The sequence below is a fragment of the Micromonospora sp. AMSO12t genome (assembly GCF_008806585.1).
GTDB classification, from domain to species: Bacteria; Actinomycetota; Actinomycetes; order Mycobacteriales; family Micromonosporaceae; genus Micromonospora; species Micromonospora reichwaldensis.
In genome coordinates this window covers 1-20,475 of sequence record NZ_WAAS01000109.1, presented here as the reverse complement: position 1 = coordinate 20,475, position 20,475 = coordinate 1, and the positions used below count along the sequence as shown (strand labels likewise).

The following is a 20,475-nucleotide window of genomic DNA, read 5'->3' as shown; positions in this document are numbered from 1 at the left end:
GGCGGGGCGCGGGCGGGCCGGCCACGGGCGCGGAGAGCACCCCGGCCGGGTCGGCCGGATGGTGCGGGAAGGCGGGTTGCCGGACGGGCTTCGCGCGGCCGTCGAGCGCCTCCCGGATCCGGTCCAGCACCCGGGAACGCGCCTGCACCGGGTCGGTGACCCCGACCAGGTCGACGTACGTGATGGTGGCGAGCAGGCCGTCGATCGGGCAGTCCTCCACCCGGACGGTGACCAGTTTGTTGCCGGTGCCGTCCGGATCGGCGCGCAGCGCCGCCTGCCACTCGAGCTTGCCGTACGTGGAGTGCAGGTAGCGTTCGGACAGGACGGCCACCACGACCGCAGCCTCCCGGACCCCCCGGTCCATGAAGTCGATGAAGTTGGTGCCGGCCACGAAGTCCCACGCCTGGAGCATCGTGCGGTAGCCGGCGGCCTCGAACTCCCACGCCAACCACGTCGCCCAGCGCTCGTCGGCGGGCGAGTAGCTGACGAAGAAGTCGATGGGGCGGTCGGACCGGGTCGGTTGCGCGCCTACAGCCACCCCGCCATTATGACCACTCAGGGTCAACCCGTCGCCACCATGCGCGGTCGAGTCGGTCGCAACCCGGCGGGCGACGGTGTGCGAGGATCGTGCCTTGTGGACACCACCGGCGAGTTGCCGTCGGCCGCCCCGGACCGATCCTCCTGGGGTCGGCTGCACGTACTGGACTGGATCGCGATCGGCCTGTTCGCAGGCGGCGTCCTCTGCGTCCTGACCGGCCTCCTCCCCCGCGCGGACGCCGAGGCCACCGTACGCCGGATCCTGCCGATCCTGATCTTCCTCGGCGCCGTGGTGGTGCTGGCCGAGCTGACCGCGGTGGCCGGGGTCTTCGACGCGCTCGCCGCCCGGATGGCGATCACCGCGCGAGGCGACTTCCGCGCGCTGTTCTGGCTCTGCGTCGGGTTCGCCTCGGTGACCACGATCGCGCTCAACCTGGACACCACCGCTGTCCTGCTCACCCCGGTGATGATCGCTCTGGCCCGCAAGCTCGGTGTGCCGCCGGTCCCGCTGGCGATGACCACGGTCTGGCTGGCCAACACGGCGAGCCTGCTGCTACCCGTGTCCAACCTGACCAACATCCTGGCCAGCGACCGGATCGGGCTGGCCCCACTGCCGTGGGCGGCCCGGATGTGGTGGCCGCAACTGGTCGCCATCGCGATCACCATGCTGCTGCTCTGGTGGTGGTACTGGCGGCCGGCGCGGGCCGGCGCCGACCCGTTCGTGCCACCGCCGCCGCACGTGCCGTCCGACCCCGTGCTCTACCGCACCGCGCTCGTGGCCTGCCTGCTGTTCGTCACCGGGATCCTCGCCGAGGTCGAGATCGGAATCGCCGCCGGGGTCGCCGCCGCGATCCTGGTCGCCGGATTCGCGGTCCGCGCCCGGGGCAGCCTGAGACTCCACCTGGTCCCCTGGCGGCTGCTGGTCTTCGTCACCGGGCTGTTCCTGGTGGTGCAGACCATCGGTCGGCTCGGGCTGGACACCGTGATGGGTGCGCTGATCGGCGACGACCCCGGGGCCGAGGGCGCGCTGCGGGCCGGCGCCGTCGGCGCCCTCTTCGCCAACGTGGTCAACAACCTGCCCGCGTACGTGGCCGGGGAGGCGGTCATCGCCGTGCACCACCACACCCAGCTGTTGGCCCTGCTGGTGGGCACCAACGTCGGCCCGCTCGCCACCCCGTGGGCGTCGCTGGCCACGCTGATCTGGTATGAGCGTTGCCGGGCCGCCGGGGTCGCGGTCCCGCTGGGGCGGTTCGTGGCCACCAGCGCCGTCCTCGCCGCCCTGGCCACCACCGCCAGCGTCGCCGCCCTGCTGGTCACCCCGTCGGGCTGACCGGCCTCACCAACCGACGGTGGTCAGGCTGATCGGCGTGAGGTGGCGGACCTTCGGCTCGATCCACTGTGCCGCGGTCACCAGCTTGACCAGCCGGTCGATCGTCTCCGGCGGGCCGGCGACGAAGCTGCGCCGCTCGGCGGGGCCCCCGTACCGGTCGTCGAAGCAGCCGCCGTCGAGGGCCCGGACCACCATGCCGGCTTCCGCTGCCAGCAGCATCCCGGCCGGCAGGTCGACCGCCTCCGGACGGTAGCCGACGATGCCGTCGATGTCGCCCCGGGCCAGCATCACCCAGGACAGCAGCGGCGCCCACAGTTGCAGCACCCGCCGCGCGGTGGAGTCGAGCACCACCTTGAGGGCCCGGGCGGTGCTGTCGTCCCGGCGTACCTCGTATCCCTGGGTCCAGGCCAGCACCGGCGCCGGCGGCACCGGCCGGTGCCGCGTGCGCAGCGGCTGCCCGGCCGGGCCGTCGATGTGCACGAAGGCGCCCTGACCACGGACGGCCGACCAGGTGCGGCCGGCGACCGGGTCGTGCACCACCCCGAGCACCGGCGAGCCCCGGTCGCAGAGTGCGATCCCGACCACGTACGCGGGTAGCCCGATCGCCACGTTGTTGGTGCCGTCGAGCGGGTCCACCAGCCACGCCCAGGAGTCGTTGGTGGCGTACTCCCCGCCCTCCTCGGCGATCACGCCGTGCTCCGGCCAGCGGGCCCGGATCCGGCCGACGATCAGCCGTTCGGCGGCCAGGTCCAGGTCGGTGACCAGGTCACCGGACGCGCTCTTGGCCCGAGCGTGCAACTCGCCCCGGGTGCCTCGGCGCACCAGCCGCCCGGCGGCCTGCGCGGCTTCCACCGCGAACCGGTGTGCCTCACGCAGGTCCGGCCCGGGTCTGCCCGGCTGCACGTCCATGGTTCCTCCACCCCTCAGCCCCGTGCCACCAGTCGAGCGATCTGCCGCGCCATCCGAGCGGTCTCCGCCGCGTCGCAGCGGTCCCGGCGTATCCGGTGGCGGTGTCCGCCCACGGCGCCGAGGCTCAGGTCGCAGAAGCCGGGCGCGGCCCGGCCGAGCACCACGGTCACCGCCGGCTGCCCCGGGTCCACCTCCGAGGTGTGGAAGCCGCCGGCGCGCAGCGCGTACGAGCTGCCTGCGCCGTACGTCTCCACGGTGACGGTCGCCGCCGTCACCAGCCGGTCGGTGGCCGCCAACTCGTCGACGTCGCCCCGGCTGTGCACCTCGTACACCCGCCAGGCGGGGTCGGCGGACGCCTCGGTCACCTCGATGAGCTCGTTGCGGACCCGACCGTGCAGCACGTGGCTGAGCAGGTCCCAGCTGTGCGAGTGCACGGTGGACGTGGTCGGTTGGACGGTCGGCGGCTCGGCCGGCCAGGCGTGCACGCAGATCCCGTCGGCGCCGGTACGGCTCACCGGCAGGCAGGTGAAGCCGAGTGGGTGCCGTACGGCCAGCAACGGCCGCTGCCCCTCGGCGACGTCGTCGAGGACGCCCGACACCCAGTCGCGGAGCAGCTCCGGCCGGGTGCCCCGGTCGATCTCACGTTCGAGGTCGGCGTAGCTCATCATGCGTACGGGTTCCTCGCCTGGATGGCCCGGCCCACGATGTCGGCGACCTCGCGGTCGCCGAAGGACCGGGGCAGTGGCAGCCCGAGCGCGGTGAACAGGCGGCGAACCTGCTCCACGGAGGGCTCGTCGTCGAGCCTGACCTGCCCGGCAGCCTCGATCGGCACCCGCCGGCTCTGTTCACGGCTGTACTGCAACTCGATGTTGTAGCGGTTGTAGTAGAGCTCCCCGCGGTCGATCCGCAGAGCCGGGGTCTGCGGATTCTCCTGGGTCACGATGACGCAGCTCGAGGAGAGGTCGTAGCGGAAGGTGGTCATCTGCGCGGAGACCCGGACGTCGATGGTGAGCAGCCCGGAGCGCTGCCGGTGCCAACAGGCGGCCAGCACGGTGGCGTAGGACTCCTTGCGGGTGCGGTCGACGGTCCACCGCTCGCCTGGCTCGTCGGGGGCGAGGCTGCGCCGGAACCGTGCGTACCGCTCGCAGACCTCCTCGTCGGTCGGGTCGATGATCTCGATGGCGAAGTGCAGGGTGGCGTTACGCCGACGAGCGTGCTCCAGGCAGTCGGGCAGGGTGACCGCCCGGGTGTAGGTGCCGGTGCCGCCCTTGAAGTTCCACCGGTCGGTGTGCCGACGGGCCTCGGCCAGGGCCTGCCCGACCTCGCTGCCGTGCAGGACGCGGACCATGGAGATGCTGTCGATCGCCTCCCGGGCCCGGTTCAGCGCCCCCTCCGGACCGGTTATCTCGCCCATCTGCGGCACCAGCTCCGCGAGCCGGTCCCGGGTGTCCCGGATGACCTGCCGCACCTCGCGCTCGGCGGTCTCCCGGCGCAGCCGGTCGCGCAGCAGCGCCTGGGCGAGCAGGCCGAGCACGAGCAGGATTGCGCTGTTCACCACGTCCTGGCTGACGCCGTTGTTGAGCCCGAGGGTCGCGACGGTCAGTGCCAGGAGCAGCCCGATGAACGCGTCGAGATTCCTGACGACCCAGGTGAGAAGGCCGGCCATGACATCTCCCGGTCGACGACGGAGCCCTCATGATAGCCCTATGTCAATGGCTGATCACGCACTGCTCCCGAGTCCCGCGCCCTGCGGCGAAGGTGGTCCGTCCAGCCGCCGGGCGGCGCAGATCAGCGAGCCGCCGAGCCCCGGCGCGAGCCGGGCGAGCAGCCGGGAGGTGACCCAGCGTCCGCCGGGCAGCCGCCACCCGACGTGGTTGGACCGCAGCGCCAGCGGTGCGAACCCGGCCCGCCGCAGCACCCGCCGCAGCAGCGACGCGGTGAACGGACGAATGTGCAACCAGAGGTAGGGGTGCAGCGGGTCCACCTGGCGGGGTGCGCGGCCGGCGAGGAACGCCAGCCGGTCCTGGACGGTCGCCAGGTTCGGCGTGGTGAGCACCAGCAGCCCACCCGGGGCGAGGACCCGGTGACACTCCCGCAGCAACGCCACCGGGTCGTAGACGTGCTCGATCAACTCACCGGTCAGCAGCCCGGAGAAGCTGCCGGTGCGGAACGGCAGAGCGCAGGTGGCGTCCAGGCAGACCGGCAGCGCCCGACCGGCGGCGGCCCGGCGGGCCGCACCCAGCGCGGCCTCGGCCATGTCCGCCACCACGAGCGGCACGGGCAGCTCCGCCGGGTCGACCGTGCTGCACGGACCACAGCCCAACTCGAGCACCGGCTCTCCCCCACGGATGTCGTCGACCATCAACCGGGCCGCGACCGCCCGGCGGACCCGGTGGTACGGGTCGTCGACGTACCCGTTGACCTGCACACCGTCGTGGTAGCTTCGCCGGTTGGCGCGCCGCCCGTGCGCCTGTGCGCTGCCCGACGGGGCCCCGGTCGGTGGCTCGGCCATCGCACCCTCCGCTGCGGCGCCACCTTCGGCGACGGCGACCACCTCCAGACTCGCACCACCCGGCGTCGCGTGGCGTGACCGCCGCGACGGTGCCCGCAGCCGCAGCGGGAAGCGCGGGGCGGCCGAGGGCGCCGGCGACGCGCCCTTCAGCCGCCACCGCTACCGCAGCGTGGCGGCGAACTCCTCGAACCAGGTCGGAGTCGTGTTGCCCTCGTTGCGGCCTTCGATCGGACGCAGTCGACCGGCGCTGAGCGCCTGGTTGAACTCGACGAGCAGGGCGGCGAAGTCGGGCGAGAACCCGGCGGTCCCGGTGAGGATCGCCGCCATCTCCTCGTCGGACAGCTGGACGTACCGAAGGTCCGGGCGGCCGATCGCCGTACCGATCGCGGTCGCCACCTCTGCGTACGTGAGGTCGCGGGGGCCGATCAGCTCGCGGACGACCACGCCGCTCCAGTTCCGCTCGCGCAGCGCCCCGGCGGCGGCCACCGCGACGTCGGCCGTGGCGATCATCGGTACCTTCGCGTGGGGCGTGACGGAGTCGGCGACGACTCCCTCATGGCGGATCGTCTCCAGCGCCGAGTGGAAGCCCTCGAAGAAGGCACCGGGACGCAGGAGCAGGACGTCGACACCGTCGAGCGTCCGCAGTCGCTGCTCCTGCCGGTGCAGACTGGCGATGAATCCGTTACCGTCCGCCAGCTCCGCGCCGATCGAGCTGAGCGCGACCACGTGGCGTACCCCGCTCCTCCGGATCGCCGAGACGATGGCCTCCCCGCGTCGGTCCTGGTCGGCGTGGTAGTCGGGCAGGGTCGGGTCGAACGCGGTGAGCGTGTAGACCGCGTCGGCGCCGGCGAAGGCGCTCGCCAGGTGGTCGGCATCGCGGGCGTCACCGACGGCCGTCGCGGCCCCCAGCGCGGCCAGCTCGGCGAGCCGCTCCGGCGAGCGGCCGAGCGCCCGGACCTCCTCGCCGGCTTCGAGCAGCAGTTCGGTGACCTTGCGACCGGTGTTCCCGGTCGCCCCCATCACGGCGATCATGTCAGTCCCCCTCAGTCGGTATGTCTTGCCATGCGTCCAGCATCCGCCGGGCTTCAGGGACTGACTATGACTTCCTGTCCGCATTACATGCTCTTTCGTCCAGCCGGTCTGGATCGTCGGTGCGTTGCTCCTGGCACACTTGCGGCATGCCCGACGAACGTGCCCCCTGGCCCTCGGCCGCCGACCCGCTCGGCGAGGCGCTGCACTTCCTCGAGCTGCGGGGTGCGTTCTACTGCCGTTCGGAGTTCACCGCCCCGTTCGGGCTCGAGCTTCCGCCACTCAAGGACCACCTCTGGTTCCACGTCATCACGCGTGGGAGCTGCTGGCTCGACGCGCCAGGGGCACAGCCGCGCCGCCTCACCGGGAGCGAACTGGCCCTCGTCCCGCACGGCCAGGGCCACCGGCTGCGCAGCGAACCCGACGCGCCGACACCGAGCATCTTCGAGCTGGAGCGCGAACAGCTCGGCGAGCGCTACGAGATCCTCCGCCACGGCGGCGGCGGCGAGCGCATCGACATGGTCTGCGGAGCCGTACGCTCCGACCACCCGGCGGCAGGAAGGCTGCTGGCCCTGCTGCCACAGATCCTCGTCCTCGACCCGGCGACGGACCCCGCCCGGCTCGACTGGATCCAGTCCACCCTGCGACTGATGGCGGTCGAGGCCGACGGGCTGCGCCCCGGCGGCGAGACGGTGATCACCCGCCTCTCCGACGTGCTCGTCGTGCAGGCGCTACGCGCGTGGCTGGAGAACGACCCGGCCGCCCGGTCCGGCTGGCTCGGGGCCCTGCGAGACCCACTGATCGGCCGCGCGATCTCCCTCATCCACCGTGAACCCGGCCGGAACTGGACCGTCGCCTCGCTCGCCGACCAGATCCCGATGTCGCGCTCAGCCTTCGCCGCACGCTTCACCGAACTGGTCGGCGAACCCGCGATGAGCTACGTGACCCGCTGGCGGATGCACCTGGCCGCGACGGCGCTACGCGACGAGGGCGCCACCGTGGCCGAACTCGCCAACCGCTTCGGCTACCGCTCCGAGGCCGCGTTCGCCCGAGCGTTCAAGCGTGTGGTGGGCTCTCCACCCGGAGCGGCACGACGGACACTCCCCGCCCCCAGCCAGCAGACGGGAAGTGTCTCGACCGCCTACTCGTCGACGAGTGCGGCGACTGGTTGACCCAGCAGTTTCGACTTCTGCCCATCTGAGCACAGTCCCCCGAGGAATTTCCGCCGTCCCGGGGACCAACGCCGCCGAGCATGGAAACGAGACCTCAATAAACCGAGGCGTACGCCGCAAGTAACGAGGTTCAAACGCCTCTCACACTCGTGGGACAGCATTGTCAACAACCGATCTTCGACAGTTGGGAACGCCCCCCACCGTCGTAGCGGATGTGCCGGTTCGGCACCCCACCCAGCACCCGGAACGCCTCGACGTGGCCCGCCATGAACGCCTCCTGGCTCTACGAAGCGAACACCCGGCGCACCGCTTGCCGGAGAACTCCTCGCCAGGACAGCATTTGGCCTGCCGCTCCGGGACCGGGGCGGCAGGCCAAATGGGCCCGGCCGAAGGACGGCGGTCAGGAACTCTTGGGGAGTTCGTCGGGCCACCGCTGGCGGTCGACGCTGGTCTCCCACTCGGCCACCGGGGCCGACCCCCCGGCACGGGCTGCGGCCCGGTCAACGGCCGGGAAGTCCGCCCCGCCCACCAGCTGGTGCGTCCCACGCCCCTGCTCCGTCTTCGCCGCCAGCACGTAGGTCGTGCCGGGCCGCAGCAGGGGCTCACCCTCCACCCGCCAGGTGTCCTTACCGAGGGTTCCACCCAGCTGGACCACCCGCAGCGTCTTGACCGGATCGCCCTTGAGGGTCTTGTCCACGGTCACCTCGAAGACGGTGTAGGGCGTGCCATCGCGCTCCTGCACCTCGGCGATACGGTCCACCGTCGCGACGACGACGTAGTCGGCGAACCCCGCCACCTTCGTCTCATCCTTCACGTCGAACGCGTAGGACGCGTGCACCGAGTGCGTTTCACCCGCGCGCAGCGAGTCATAGGCCAACCACCCGCCAGAGGCCACCGCGACAGCGGCGGCGCCTGCGACCAGCGGTCGAACAAGGCGGCGGTTCATGATCAGTACCCCCATACGCTGTGATACGAGCTGATGTCCCACGACTGCAGGTTGTTGCTCATGTTCGGGTTGTAACAGGCCGGGCACGAGTCCATCACCGCGATCTCCGGCCCGTGGCCGAGCTTGAGGGAATGCCCGAACTCGTGGGTCATGACGGCGTGCTTCTGCGACTCGTTGTAGCCGTCCATGTGGTGCGTGTTCAGTTTGATGTCGTCCGCGCCCGTGCTGCAGTCGAACCAGCCCGCCCGACTGTCGCTCGAAGAGGTGTAGTCGGACACGTCGACGTCCGCGTAGGTCGAAGCCGTATCAGCTTTGACGTTGATCGGGTTCAGCGAGTTCCACTGATTCACCGCGTGCGACAACGAGTTGTTGTACTTGGTGAGGTCGTCGTAGACCAGCTCCCCGCCATCGACCGACGTGCAGTGATCCAATGGCCCCACATCGGCCGCCGCCGCTGATGCGAATCCCCCCGTGGCAGCCAGCATCGAGGCCGCCACAAGGGCGGCCAACCGCGCCGATCGAAGCCCGTTCCCTGACATCCATCCTCCAGTTGATCGATGGTTGTCAACGAACCTAACGATCAACCAAGGGCAATGCAAGGGGTCACAAGACGGTGACGCAGAGTATTGGATCTGTCGGGCGGCTGGTACCTGAAACATGATGCCGGTCATGACCAGGTGGCACGGGTTGGCGCCAGAGCGAGATGGCGATCTTGCCCAACGACCAGCCACCCCCCGCCGAGCCCATGGGCCACCTGGTGCTCAAAAGAGGTCGTCGTCGCCGTCGTCGCCTCGGATGGCGTCGTCGCCGTCCTGACCCCAGACGCCGTCGTTGCCGGCGTCGCCGTAGAGCTGGTCGCTGCCGAACGCGCCGGCCGGCTCGCAGGTGGCCTGGGCGGTGGTGCAGAACCGGGTGGACGGGCCGGGCAGCGCCGGATCGCGGGTACGCCGAGGGACCTGTGCAGTGGGCCGTTCCGCGCCGGCCGTACCGTGCCCTCCCCGCCGTCCCGGGCGGACCGCCGGACCGACCGCCCGACCGGGTGAGCCCGGACTGTGGCGGCTGCCGGCGGCGCTGGCGCCACGTTTCCGGGCGGGCCCCTACCCGACCGCCGCGTGGCGCCCGTGGGGGCGTGACGGCGGACGGCAACGCCGCTAGTCTCGGTCTGTGGACCGGTGCGACGAGTGCGGCTTCGACTATGCCGGCGTCTCCGCCGACGAACTGCCGCCGTTCCTGCGCACGCTCGGCGGGCGATACTCAGCCGCCCTCGCCGAGGTGCGGCAGGTGCGCCGGCGACCGGCCGAGGGGGTGTGGTCGCCGCTGGAGTACGCCTGCCACGTCCGCGACGTGCTCGGCGTGCAGGCCGAACGCCTCGCGCTGGCGCTGCGCGTCGAGGAGCCGGAGTTCGCCCCGATGGGACGCGACGAGCGCGCCGTGGCGGCGGCGTACAACGAGCAGGATCCCGCGACCGTGCTGGCGGCGCTGGGCGCGGCCGCCGACGACCTGGCCGCCCGGTTCGGCGTGCTCGGTCCTGCGGAACTCGCCCGCACCGGGGTCTACCCGTGGCCGCGACCGCAGGCCCGCACGCTGTTGTGGCTCGGCCGACACACCATCCACGAGGGCGAACACCACCTGCTCGACATCCGCCGCGCCGCGCGGTCGGAGGCATCCCGCTAGGTCATCGGGACTGCGTCGTCGACGCAGTGGTCCGGAGGTCGGCCTGGCGGGCGCCGTCGAACACCGAGCAGATGGTGGGACGACCTGCTCCCGCCAGCTTGGCCGGCTCGCGGTTGCCGGCCCGACGTCAGGCCAGCCAGGGGGGACCGATGATCCGCTCGCCCGACTCCGGCACCCACGCGACGTCCTCGGCCGCCACCCCACCAGGGCGCCGGGCCGCCAGGAAGCGGCCGGTCGGCGAAGCCCGAGCGAGTTGACTGACGTATATCAATGTAGAGTTTCATCGATGTGAAGGTCGCTGGCGACCTGTCGGGGCAACGCCGCCTCCACCGTACGGAACCGACGATGTCCAGGGAGAGCAGATCATGAACGAGAATCGGGTGGGGCGGCTACGGACGCGGTGGAGGCGGGCAGCCCGAGCCGCCGTCGCGGCAGCGGCCGCTGTCGGGATCACCGCGCTGGCCATCGGAGTCACGGCGGGCGCAGCCACGGCGGGCGTCAGCTCTGCCGAGCGGGGCACGCCGAACGCCTCGGTCGCCGCCGGGCCGGTGTCCCGGGTCGCCGCGGGCAATCTGCACACCTGCGTGATCCGCACCGACGGTGCACTCTGGTGCTGGGGCAACAACTTCTACGGCCAACTGGGCGACGGGACCAGCACGGACCGAACCACTCCGGTCCGGATCGGCGACGCCACCACCTGGGCGCGCATCGACGCCAGCATCAGCACCACCTGTGCGGTACGCACGGAGGGAACGCTGTGGTGCTGGGGCAGCAACAACAACGGGCAGCTCGGCGACGGGACGACCACGAAACGGAGCAGCCCCGTACGGATCGGCGACGGCACCACCTGGGCCAGCGTCAGCACCGCCACCAACCACACCTGCGCCGTCCAGACCACCGGCACCCTGTGGTGCTGGGGCCAGAACCGCCACGGGCAGCTCGGCACCGGCGTGACCCCCTATCAGGCGACCGCCCCGGTGCAGGTCGGCACGGCGACCACCTGGGCGAGCGTCACGACCGGGTACGCGCACACCTGCGCCACCCGCACCGACGGGACCCTGTGGTGCTGGGGCAGCAGTTCGGACGGGCAGCTCGGTCTCGGCATCCGGGACTACCGGGCGACGCCGACGCAGGTGGGCACCGCGACCACGTGGACCGGCGTGACGGCCGGGTACGTGCACACCTGCGCGGTCCGCGCCGACGGGACGCTGTGGTGCTGGGGCGAGAACGGGTACGGCCAGGTGGGCGGGGGCCTCGGCTTCCAGACCACCCCACTGCAGGTCGGCACCGGCACCACCTGGGCAAGGGTCGAGACGAGCATCGACTCGTCGTGCGCGACGCGCACCGACGGCAGCCTGTGGTGCTGGGGCAACAACGCGTCCGGGCAGCTCGGCGACGGCACCACCACCCACCGGTCGACCCCGACCCGGGTCGGTGCCGCCACCACCTGGACGGACAGCCTCGCCGCGTCCTACCACGCCTGCACGATGCGCGCCGACGGCAGCCTGTGGTGCTGGGGCGACAACTCGTTCGGGCAGCTCGGCGACGGCACCACCACCCACCGGTCGACCCCGGCACAGGTGGCCCTGCCGGGCTGACCGCCACTGGTGGACGAGCGATGCCGTCGGTCCGCGCCGCCGCGGACCGACGGCACCGCACCATCGGCCGATGTCGCGCAGTGAGGTCGGGGAGAGCAACCACGGTACGGGCGGCTGCGGCGGTAGCGGGCGGCGGTCCGCACACCTCGAGCCCGTGACCGGAGCCGCGACCGACCGGGGTCGGATCTCGTTGCACTAATACTTAAGTATCTTTATAGTTCGATGGCACTAGATTCCCTCCCCGACCACCGGAGGTGCCCCGTGCGACTTCGCGGCAGAACGATCCTGGCCGTCGGCCTGCTGGCGGCGGTGGCGCTGGCACCACTGACCCTGACCGGCACCGCCGGCGCGGCAGCGGCACCGACCGCGAGCTTCACCAAGGTGAACGACTGGGGCTCCGGCTGGGAGGGCAGCTACCGGATCACGAACTCCGGAAGCAGCACGATCACCTCGTGGCGGCTGGAGTTCGACCTGCCCGCCGGCACCACCGTCGGAACGTACTGGGACGCGCTGCTGACCAGCAGCGGCCAGCGCCACACCTTCACCAACCGGTCCTGGAACGGCACGGTCGCCCCGGGCGCTTCCGTGACCTTCGGCTTCGTCGCCACCACCAACGGCACCAACACCCTGCCCACGGTCACCTGCTCCGGCCGCTGAGCCCCAACCCCGACCCTGCGCCCAGGTTCGGACCCCTGAAGTGATCAAGAGGTTTGCGTCCCCGGGAACGACTCTGGGGACGCAAACCTCTTGGTCGACACCGTGGCCGCCGGCCAGGCGCGGGGCCCGGGTTGCAGTGGCCGGGTCAGCGGACCATGGAGCCGACCACGGGCTTGGTGAGCAGGGCGGACTGGTTGCGCTGGATGCCCGGGTCGAGGGTCTTGGCGACGAAGATGGCGTGCCAGATGCAGAAGATGAGCACCGTCCACACCTTGCGGGAGTGGTCGGCCTCCTCCCGCTTGTGCTCCTCCAGCAGCCGCATCGCGTACGACAGGTCGAGCAGGTCGCCGGCGCCGGAGGTGGACAGCACGTGCCGGGCCCACTCGTACATCTCGCCGCGCAGCCAGACCCGGGTGGGGGTCGGGAAGCCGAGCTTCTTGCGGTTGACGATGGCCGGCGGCACCACGCCCTGCAACGCCTGGCGCATCGCGTACTTGGTGGCGTCGGAGCGGGGCGGGAGCTTGAGGTCCACCGGGATCCTGGACGCCACGTCGAACACCGCCCGGTCCAGGAAGGGCACCCGCACCTCCAGCGAGTGCGCCATCGAGATCCGGTCGGCCTTGACCAGGATGTCGCCGCGCAGCCACGTGTAGAGGTCGACGTACTGCATCTTGGTGACGTCGTCGAGCTCGGTGCACTCGGCGTAGATGGGCGCGGTGACGTCGGTGTAGCGGACCGAGGGGTCGTAGCGGCGCAGCAGGTGCTGCTTCTCCTCCTCGGTGAACATCCGGGCGTTGCCGTAGTAGCGCTGCTCGATCGGGGTGGTGCCGCGCTCCAGGAAGCTCTTGCCCTTCACGCCCTGCGGGATGGCCTTGGAGACCGCCCGCAGCCCCTTCTGCACCCCGTCGGGCAGCCCGTTGACCGAGCTCAACGACAGCGGCTCGCGGTAGATGGTGTAGCCGCCGAAGAACTCGTCGGCGCCCTCGCCGGAGAGCACCACGGTGACGTGCTCGGCGGCCTTCTTCGCCACGAAGTAGAGGGGCACCAGGGCCGGGTCGGCCACCGGGTCGTCCAGGTGCCAGACGATCTTCGGCAGCGCCTCGATCATGTCGTACGGCCCGATCTTGGTCGGGATGGTCGTCACGTCGAGGTGGCGGGCCGAGTCCTGGGCGACGTCGATCTCCGAGTAGCCCGGAACGTCGTAGCCGACGGTGAAGGTCAGGATGTTCGGGTTGAACTCCCGGGCCAGGGCGACCACCGCGGTCGAGTCGATGCCGCTGGAGAGGAACGAGCCGACCGGCACGTCGGAGCGCATGTGCATCCGGACGCTCTCCCGCAGCGTCTCCCGGATCTCGTGGTAGAGCCGCTGCTCGTCGTCGACCGGGGTGGGCCGGAACACCGGCCGGTACCACCGGCGCACGTCGATCCGCCCGCCCGGGGTCCAGGTCAGGTATTCACCCGAGCCGATCCGGCTGATGCCCTTGTGCAGGGTGCCGGGCTCGGGCACGTACTGCAGGGTCAGGTAGTGGCTGAGGTTGGCCGTGTCGATGCCGGCGTCGCCCTGGTAGTTGGAGTGCGCGAAGGGCAGCAGCGCCTTCTTCTCCGAGGCCAGGTAGAGGCCGTCGGCGGTCTCCAGGTAGTGCAGCGGCTTGATGCCGAAGTAGTCCCGGCCGCCGAACGCGCGGCGCTCCTGCCGGTCCCAGATGACGAAGGCGAACATGCCGCGCAGCCGGGTGAGCACCTGCTCGCCCCAGTAGTGGAAACCGGCGACGATCACCTCGCCGTCACCGGCGGTGGCGAACTGCGCGCCGAAGCTCCGGATCAGCTCCTCGCGCAGCTCGATGTAGTTGTAGATCTCACCGTTGAAGGTGAGCAGGTAGCGCCCGTTCGCGTAGGACAGGGGCTCTTGGCTGGAGGCCACGTCGATGATCGCCAACCGCTTGTGCGCGAACACCCCGTCCGCGTACCGGCCGGAGGCGTCGCCGACCACCTCGACACCGGTCTCGTCCGGTCCGCGGTGGTGCAGGCATTCCAACGCCCCGGCGATGTTGTCGCGGTGGGCGGCGGCGTCGCCGCGCGCGCTGAAGAAGGCCAGGAGTCCGCACATGGTCGCCATCTTTCCACGCGGCCCGAGCGGGCGTCGCAGCACCGCTGGGCTCCACGCCGCGAGGCTGCCCGGCCCGCGCGTCGCACGCGTTCCGGGTCGCTGCCGACCGGATGCGCCTGCGGGAGGCTGTCGAGCTGATGTCGTAGACGACTCGGGCAACCCCCGATGTCGCGAACGACTCAGCTCGACAGCGTCGTGCGACCGACTCGCCCACCGCCCGGCTCGCCGGCCACCGCCTGTCCCGGCGCGATCCGGCCGCCGCGCTGCGCGGTAGCGTCTGACCTGCAACGATGCGGAGACGGAGGGGGCGGAGCATGACCGAGGGACGTACCGACAGCAGGCCGGCGGACGGCACCGGGTCGCACGACCCGGACTTCCCCGAGGCGTTCCTGGCGTTCATGCGGCAGGGCTGGCGGGACACCACCCTGCCGGTCGGCCCGCGGCCCGAGGTGCCGAACCACGCCAGGCGCCGGGCCGCGCTCTCGGCGGCCTTCCCGGGCGAGACCCTGGTGATTCCCACCGGCGGCGAGAAGGTACGTGCCAACGACACCGACCATCCCTTCCGGCCGGGCAGCGACTTCGTCTACCTCACCGGCGACCACGACCCGGACGGGGTGCTCGTGCTGCGGCCGAACGGGTCGGGCCACGACGCCACCCTCTACATGCGGCCCCGGTCGTCGCGGCGGACCGACGAGTTCTTCCGCAGCCGGCACGGTGAGCTGTGGGTCGGTCGGCGGCACACCCTGGCCGAGAAGTCGGCCGAGCTGGGTCTGCCCACGGCGGACCTGACCGAGCTGGACGCGACGCTGGCCGACCTGGCGCCGGGGCGTACCCGGGTGCTGCGCGGCTTCGACGCACGGGTGGACACGGCCGTGCGCCCGTACGACGGCCACCGCGCCGAGGGCCAGCCGGCCCGCGACCGGGAGCTGGCGATCGCCATCTCGGAGCTGAAGCTGGTCAAGGACGAGTGGGAGATCGCCCAGCTCCAGGACGCGGTCGACGCCACCGTCCGGGGATTCGAGGACGTGGCCCGGGCGCTGCCGGCGGACCGGGGCGTGTCGGAGCGCCTGCTGGAGGGGATCTTCGCGCTGCGCGCCCGGCACGACGGCAACGACGTCGGCTACGGCTCGATCGTCGGCGCGGGCGAGCACGCCACGATCCTGCACTGGGTGCACAACCACGGCGCCACCCGGCCGGGCGAGCTGCTGCTGATGGACATGGGCGTGGAGAACCGCAACCTCTACACCGCCGACGTCACGCGGGTGCTGCCGGTCGACGGCCGGTTCACCCCGCTCCAGCGCCAGGTCTACGACGCCGTGCACGCCGCGCAGCAGGCCGGCATCGACGCCATCCGCCCCGGCGTGGCGTTCCGGGAGGTCCACCTGGCGTCGATGCGGGTGCTCGCCCAGGCGCTGTCCGACCTGGGCCTGCTGCCGGTGGGCGTCGACGAGGCCATGGACGGGCGGTCGACGGTCTACCGGCGCTGGACGCTGCACGGCACCAGCCACATGCTCGGCATCGACGTGCACGACTGCGCGAACGCCCGCAAGGAGAAGTACCGGGACGGCACGCTGGGCGAGGGCTACGTGCTCACCGTCGAGCCCGGGCTCTACTTCCAGCCGGAGGACGAGCTGGTTCCCGAGGAACTGCGCGGGATCGGCATCCGGATCGAGGACGACATCCTGGTCACCGCGACCGGCGCGGTGAACCTCTCCGCCGGGCTGCCGCGCGCCGCCGACGAGGTGGAGACCTGGCTGGCCGAGCAGCGCGAGGCGGGTCCGCGCCTGCCGGACTGACCGCGCCCCGCATCCTCGCCGCAGCCCGGCGCGACCCACGTCGCGGCCGGGCTGTTCGCCGTCCGGCCCCGGGCGGCGCCGTTGTCGCCGCGCGGAGCTGGCGTCGGAATCCGCCCGCATATCGCCCGAAAAGCGCAGGTCTCTCACTTTCATCCTCATCGTGAAGACAGCTCACTTATGTTGTCACTGAACCTGTCTAACCGATTCAGGGCTGGTTACGCCCCCTACGGCGGTACGTGCCCGTTGGATACGAAAGATGTGGGTGAGAGCACATGTCAACCAATCAGTCCGAAGCAACCGGGGCTGGGCATCCGAGCGGGCGTCGCCGGAAGCGGCGCGTCCTGTGGGTCGCCACCGGCGTGGCCGGCCTGACCGGCGCGGTCGGCCTGGCGGCCACGGGGGTGGTCACGCTGCCGGGCGCATCCGCGACGGGCAGCCTCGGGAACGTGGTCGACCGGCAGCTCACCGAGGCTGCCGGGCAGGCTACAGCCCCCCTGGGCCCGGACGACCGGGTCGACGCCGCAGCCGCCGGCATGAATCCCAGCGGACAGGACCCCACAGCGAGCGGCAAGGGGCCGGACGAGCAGGGACGCAACGACAAGGAGCAGGACGTCACGGACGTGCCCTGCGACACCGACGAACTGATCGTCGAACTCAACCGGGTGAACGCCGGTCACGGAGGGACGCTCAAGCTCGCGCGCGACTGCACGTACCTGCTGACGCTGAGCCGGGAGGGGAACGGCCTGCCGGAGATCGTCCGACCGGTCACGATCAAGGGCGAGAACGCCACCGTCCTCCGCGCCACGAACGCCGCCGCCTTCCGGATCTTCAACGTGGGGGTCGGCGGCGACCTGACCCTGCACGACCTCACGGTCAAGGGCGGGTTCGCCCAGCCCGGGCTGGGCGGCGGTGGCCTCCTGGTGCAGGCGGGCGGCAGGGCGACCATCTTCGACAGCCGCATCACCGGAAACCAGAGCAGCAGCGCCGGCGGTGGCGTCACGAACTTCGGCGTCACCCGGATCCTGTCCACGCACGCCACCGGCCCGGACGGCAAGGGTAAGGAGCACGCCGACGGAGAGAAGGACGCGGCCGGCACGGGGCACGACGACACCACCCCGGGCGACCTCAGCGGCACGGACGGGACAGCCCCGTCGACCGACAGCCGCACCGCCCCGAGCACCGGCGCCGAAGCCCCCATCGTGCCCACGGATCCCGCGGGCACGGACACGAAGGCTCCCGCCGGCCCGGACACCAAGGCCCCCGCCGGCCTGGACACCGACGGCACCGACACCAAGACCCCCGGCGGCCTCAACACCGACGGCACCGGCACCAAGGCCCCTGCCGGCCTGGACGCCGACGGCACCGGCACCGGCACCGGCACCGGCACCAAGGCTCCCGCCGGCCTGGACGCCGACGGCACCGACACCAAAGCCCCGGCCGGCCTGGACGCCGACGGCAAGGCGGTCGCCGGGGACGGGACCACGGCGGGGGCCGCTGGCGGCGCCTCGGCCGCCCGGGACGCGGGCAGCCCCGGCCGGGACAACGAGAAGGACGACAGGGGCGACGACCGCGAGGACGGCGGGCACGGCAGCGAGGTCACCGACAACACCGCCGTGGGCAGCGGCGGCGGGATCCGCAATGTCGGCCAGCTCTTCCTCGAGGGCGTCCGGGTGAGCCACAACCAGAGCGGCGACACCGGCGGCGGACTGGAGAACGTCGCCTCCGCCGTCGTCACCGACAGCACGATCTCGCACAACATCGCCGAGGGCTCGGGCGGCGGCATCCAGAGCGGCGGCAACCCCAACGTCGCCACGACCGTCAAGCGCAGCCACGTGTTCGGCAACCAGAGCGGTGCGAGCGGCGGCGGCATCCGCAACGCGGGGACGATGTACGTGCAGCACAGCACCGTCCATGGCAACACCGCCGACGGCGACGGTGGCGGCATCGCCAACCTCGCCGCGGTCTTCGGCGGACTGTCGATCTCGAACAGCAAGGTCAACGAGAACGTGACCCGGGGCAACGGCGGCGGTATCGCCAACGACAGCGGCCAGGTGGTCATCTTCCACAGCGAGGTCGACCGGAACCGGGTCGCCGTGGACCTGCAGGTCGCGGGTGGGGTCTACAACCAGGGCGGAAGGATCTCCGTGATCAGGTCACGGATCACGGAGAACTCGTCGCTCCTCGCGCCGGGAGGCGTCTCCTCGGACAACGACGGAGTCACCGTCGACGACGAGACGGTGATCATCCGGAACAAGCCCACGAACTGCGAGGGCAGCCCGACCCCTGTTCCGAACTGCTTCGGCTGAGCGGGCGGACAGTCGGCGCTGCGCAGCGCGTTCCGGCGCCGCCCGGGAAGGGTCGTCACGACGACCTGCCCCGGGCCGGCGGGGGAACTTCGCGTACGGCCTGGTCCTGGTGGCGGCCGGGCCGCAACCGGAACTTCACACGCCGGCCCCTCCTGGTGGCGCCGGTCGCCGGTCAGCTGGGCGGGGGCCTTCGCTGAGGCAATCGCCGAGCCGGCGAGCGCCGGTCGACTCTCCTGCGGGTGTTTGTGCTGCTCAGGTGGTGTCCCTGCCCGGTAGCGGCCCGCTGCGGAGCGACAGCCGACGTGAGGCGAATGTGTGGATTACTCGGATAACGCACCATCGCGAGGATCGTTCTCATACGGTGATTCACGGAGGCTGCAACCCATTTGTGGCTGATCGCGCCGTCTTGCGTGGTGCGGTCCCCGTGAGAGCAGGAAAGGGCGGAAGGCTCTGATGTCCGATGACGTAACGAGACCTGACGGTGGCCCGCCCGTGGGCACACCGATGCGAGGGCGGCGCAAACTCTGGCTGGCTGCCGGGGTGGCCGGACTGACCGGCGTCGTCGGCCTGGCGGCGCTGGGCGGCCTGGCCGCCCGCGACGACAAGTCCGGCGACTCCGAGCGACTCTCCGACGCCCAGGCGTCGGCCCCGAAGCAGAACGTCAGCGACGCTGGCAAGGCCGACGACGAGGCCGGCAAGGCCGACGACGAGGCCGGCGGCAACCCCGCCGCCGAGGGCGGGAACGCCTGGTCGGGTGGCGACTGGAGCGGCGACAAGGACCGCGGAAACGACGGTCGGGTGACGGAGGTGCCCTGCGACACCGACAAGCTGATCCAGGCGATCATCCACGCCAACCGGACCGACGGCGCGACGCTGAAACTCGCCAGGCACTGCACGTACGAGCTGACGCGCAGCGAGTACGGCAACGGCCTGCCCGTGATCAAGGAGTCGATCGTCCTCAAGGGCGAGGGCACCGCGATCGTCAGGGCGGCCGAGGCCGAGCGCTTCCGGATCCTGAACGTCGGTAGCGGCGGTCACCTGACGCTGAAGGACGTGACCGTCAAGGGCGGGCAGACCGTCGCCGCGAAGACCGTCCCGGCACCGGTCAGCTCGTTCGGGCGCACGAAGCCGACAGAGGCTGCGGCAGCCGCGGCGGAACCGGCCCGTGGACCGGCGATGGCGGCGCCCAAGGGCCCGGCCACCGCCGCCTCCGAACTGCCGGCCGCTCCGACGGCTCGTTCCGGCGAGGCAGCGACGGCCCGGCCGGACGGCACCGCGACGGCCGCGCCCACCGGCGCCGACGGAGCGGGCATCCTGGTCCAGCGGGGCGGTCGTGCCGACCTCGAGCACAGCAGGATCGTGCAGAACCACGCCGGCTGGAACGGCGGCGGCATCGCCAACTTCGGCACCACCAACCTGCGCCACACCTCGGTCGAGGAGAACAGCGCCAGCGGCTTCGGTGGCGGCATCTTCACCGTCGGGGTGCTGCGGGTCGAGGAGTCCAAGGTGTCGAAGAACAGCGCCCGGCTGGGCGGCGGCGGCATCGCCAACGGCACGACCCCGAACGGCACGACGGTGGGCGGCGGCACCGTCTGGGTGTGGAAGAGCACCATCAGCCACAACCGGACCTCGTCCATCGGCGGTGGCGTCTTCGACAACAGGGGCGACATCGTGCTCACGCAGAGCGAGATCACGGACAACACCGCCGGCACGGACGGGGGCGGGCTGGTCACCTTCAGCGACGGCAGGCTGTCCCTGGAGAAGGTCGTGGTCGCCAGGAACTACGCGGACGGAGAGGCCGGCGGCGTCGGCGTCGGCGGAGGCAGCAACGCCGTGATCGAGCACAGCGTGATCAAGGAGAACGTCGCCGCAGGCGGGGGCGGCGGGGGTCTGTACAACGAC

The 20,475-nt window shown here is 71.5% G+C and carries 16 protein-coding genes and 1 pseudogene; 8 read left to right on the top strand and 9 right to left on the bottom strand.

Features of this window, described 5'->3' with window-relative positions; all coding sequences use genetic code 11:
• The coding region (locus F6X68_RS17485) for a toll/interleukin-1 receptor domain-containing protein (protein ID WP_151455296.1) at window positions 1-538 on the bottom strand (538 nt) is incomplete at its 3' end.
• A gap of 96 nt (window positions 539-634) precedes the next feature.
• Between F6X68_RS17485 and F6X68_RS17480 the strand changes: the two genes are divergently transcribed.
• A complete protein-coding gene (locus tag F6X68_RS17480) occupies window positions 635-1,867 on the top strand; it encodes an SLC13 family permease (RefSeq protein ID WP_151455295.1) in 1,233 nt (410 codons plus the stop codon).
• Between the two features lie 6 nt (window positions 1,868-1,873).
• Here F6X68_RS17480 and F6X68_RS17475 read toward each other — a convergent pair whose 3' ends face one another.
• The 5 genes from F6X68_RS17475 to F6X68_RS17455 form a co-directional block, all read right to left on the bottom strand.
• Window positions 1,874-2,776, bottom strand: coding sequence for an inositol monophosphatase family protein (locus F6X68_RS17475; RefSeq protein WP_151455294.1), 903 nt, complete (start codon window positions 2,774-2,776; stop codon window positions 1,874-1,876).
• Between the two features lie 14 nt (window positions 2,777-2,790).
• Window positions 2,791-3,444 carry a hypothetical protein gene (locus F6X68_RS17470; RefSeq protein ID WP_151455293.1) on the bottom strand — a complete coding sequence of 218 codons (654 nt, stop codon included), beginning with the start codon at window positions 3,442-3,444 and terminating at the stop codon, window positions 2,791-2,793.
• Window positions 3,441-4,442 (bottom strand): hypothetical protein, encoded by a 1,002-nt coding sequence (locus F6X68_RS17465; protein ID WP_151455292.1) that lies wholly within the window; start codon window positions 4,440-4,442, stop codon window positions 3,441-3,443. The genes F6X68_RS17470 and F6X68_RS17465 overlap by 4 nt, the downstream gene beginning before the upstream one ends.
• Before the next feature lie 54 nt (window positions 4,443-4,496).
• Window positions 4,497-5,288: a class I SAM-dependent methyltransferase gene (locus tag F6X68_RS17460; protein ID WP_151455291.1), complete on the bottom strand. Its 792-nt coding sequence runs from the start codon at window positions 5,286-5,288 to the stop codon at window positions 4,497-4,499.
• A gap of 159 nt (window positions 5,289-5,447) precedes the next feature.
• Entirely contained in the window at window positions 5,448-6,320 is an 873-nt protein-coding gene (locus F6X68_RS17455) for an NAD(P)H-binding protein (protein WP_151455290.1), read from the bottom strand.
• Between the two features lie 146 nt (window positions 6,321-6,466).
• Here F6X68_RS17455 and F6X68_RS17450 point away from each other — a divergent pair, with 146 nt between their 5' ends.
• Window positions 6,467-7,489, top strand: a complete 1,023-nt coding sequence (locus F6X68_RS17450; protein ID WP_151455289.1) for an AraC family transcriptional regulator — start codon at window positions 6,467-6,469, stop codon at window positions 7,487-7,489.
• A gap of 400 nt (window positions 7,490-7,889) precedes the next feature.
• Here F6X68_RS17450 and F6X68_RS17445 read toward each other — a convergent pair whose 3' ends face one another.
• Complete coding sequence (locus F6X68_RS17445) at window positions 7,890-8,450, bottom strand: hypothetical protein (RefSeq protein WP_151455288.1); 561 nt, start codon at window positions 8,448-8,450, stop codon at window positions 7,890-7,892.
• The gene (locus tag F6X68_RS33570) at window positions 8,438-8,944 is read right to left on the bottom strand and encodes a hypothetical protein (protein ID WP_225852267.1); all 507 of its coding nucleotides are present in this window, start codon (window positions 8,942-8,944) and stop codon (window positions 8,438-8,440) included. The genes F6X68_RS17445 and F6X68_RS33570 overlap by 13 nt, the downstream gene beginning before the upstream one ends.
• Before the next feature lie 655 nt (window positions 8,945-9,599).
• Between F6X68_RS33570 and F6X68_RS17435 the strand changes: the two genes are divergently transcribed.
• The 3 genes and pseudogenes from F6X68_RS17435 to F6X68_RS17425 form a co-directional block, all read left to right on the top strand.
• The gene (locus F6X68_RS17435) at window positions 9,600-10,109 is read left to right on the top strand and encodes a DinB family protein (RefSeq protein WP_151455287.1); all 510 of its coding nucleotides are present in this window, start codon (window positions 9,600-9,602) and stop codon (window positions 10,107-10,109) included.
• A gap of 365 nt (window positions 10,110-10,474) precedes the next feature.
• Window positions 10,475-11,707 (top strand): hypothetical protein, encoded by a 1,233-nt coding sequence (locus F6X68_RS17430; protein ID WP_151455286.1) that lies wholly within the window; start codon window positions 10,475-10,477, stop codon window positions 11,705-11,707.
• 282 nt (window positions 11,708-11,989) lie between these two features.
• A pseudogene (locus tag F6X68_RS17425) lies at window positions 11,990-12,311 on the top strand (cellulose binding domain-containing protein); the annotation flags it as partial.
• A gap of 198 nt (window positions 12,312-12,509) precedes the next feature.
• Here the strand turns inward: F6X68_RS17425 and asnB are convergent.
• A complete protein-coding gene (asnB, locus tag F6X68_RS17420) occupies window positions 12,510-14,471 on the bottom strand; it encodes an asparagine synthase (glutamine-hydrolyzing) (protein WP_151455284.1) in 1,962 nt (653 codons plus the stop codon).
• A gap of 314 nt (window positions 14,472-14,785) precedes the next feature.
• On the opposite strand from asnB, the gene F6X68_RS17415 reads away from it, so the two are divergent.
• The 3 genes from F6X68_RS17415 to F6X68_RS17405 all read left to right on the top strand — a co-directional run.
• Window positions 14,786-16,267: an aminopeptidase P family protein gene (locus F6X68_RS17415; protein ID WP_151455283.1), complete on the top strand. Its 1,482-nt coding sequence runs from the start codon at window positions 14,786-14,788 to the stop codon at window positions 16,265-16,267.
• Between the two features lie 272 nt (window positions 16,268-16,539).
• A complete protein-coding gene (locus F6X68_RS17410; RefSeq protein WP_151455282.1) occupies window positions 16,540-18,573 on the top strand; it encodes a hypothetical protein in 2,034 nt (677 codons plus the stop codon).
• A gap of 492 nt (window positions 18,574-19,065) precedes the next feature.
• Window positions 19,066-20,475: right-handed parallel beta-helix repeat-containing protein (locus tag F6X68_RS17405; protein ID WP_151455281.1), on the top strand; the 1,410-nt coding region annotated here is incomplete at its 3' end.

Coding starts and splice junctions, on each gene's coding strand:
- F6X68_RS17465 (WP_151455292.1), bottom strand. CDS start 4,442: ATGGCCGGCCTTCTCACCTGGGTCGTCAGGAATCTCGACGCGTTCATC.
- asnB (WP_151455284.1), bottom strand. CDS start 14,471: ATGTGCGGACTCCTGGCCTTCTTCAGCGCGCGCGGCGACGCCGCCGCC.
- F6X68_RS17470 (WP_151455293.1), bottom strand. CDS start 3,444: ATGATGAGCTACGCCGACCTCGAACGTGAGATCGACCGGGGCACCCGG.
- F6X68_RS17445 (WP_151455288.1), bottom strand. CDS start 8,450: ATGGGGGTACTGATCATGAACCGCCGCCTTGTTCGACCGCTGGTCGCA.
- F6X68_RS17430 (WP_151455286.1), top strand. CDS start 10,475: ATGAACGAGAATCGGGTGGGGCGGCTACGGACGCGGTGGAGGCGGGCA.
- F6X68_RS17455 (WP_151455290.1), bottom strand. CDS start 6,320: ATGATCGCCGTGATGGGGGCGACCGGGAACACCGGTCGCAAGGTCACC.
- F6X68_RS17450 (WP_151455289.1), top strand. CDS start 6,467: ATGCCCGACGAACGTGCCCCCTGGCCCTCGGCCGCCGACCCGCTCGGC.
- F6X68_RS17415 (WP_151455283.1), top strand. CDS start 14,786: ATGACCGAGGGACGTACCGACAGCAGGCCGGCGGACGGCACCGGGTCG.
- F6X68_RS17460 (WP_151455291.1), bottom strand. CDS start 5,288: ATGGCCGAGCCACCGACCGGGGCCCCGTCGGGCAGCGCACAGGCGCAC.
- F6X68_RS17475 (WP_151455294.1), bottom strand. CDS start 2,776: ATGGACGTGCAGCCGGGCAGACCCGGGCCGGACCTGCGTGAGGCACAC.
- F6X68_RS17410 (WP_151455282.1), top strand. CDS start 16,540: ATGTCAACCAATCAGTCCGAAGCAACCGGGGCTGGGCATCCGAGCGGG.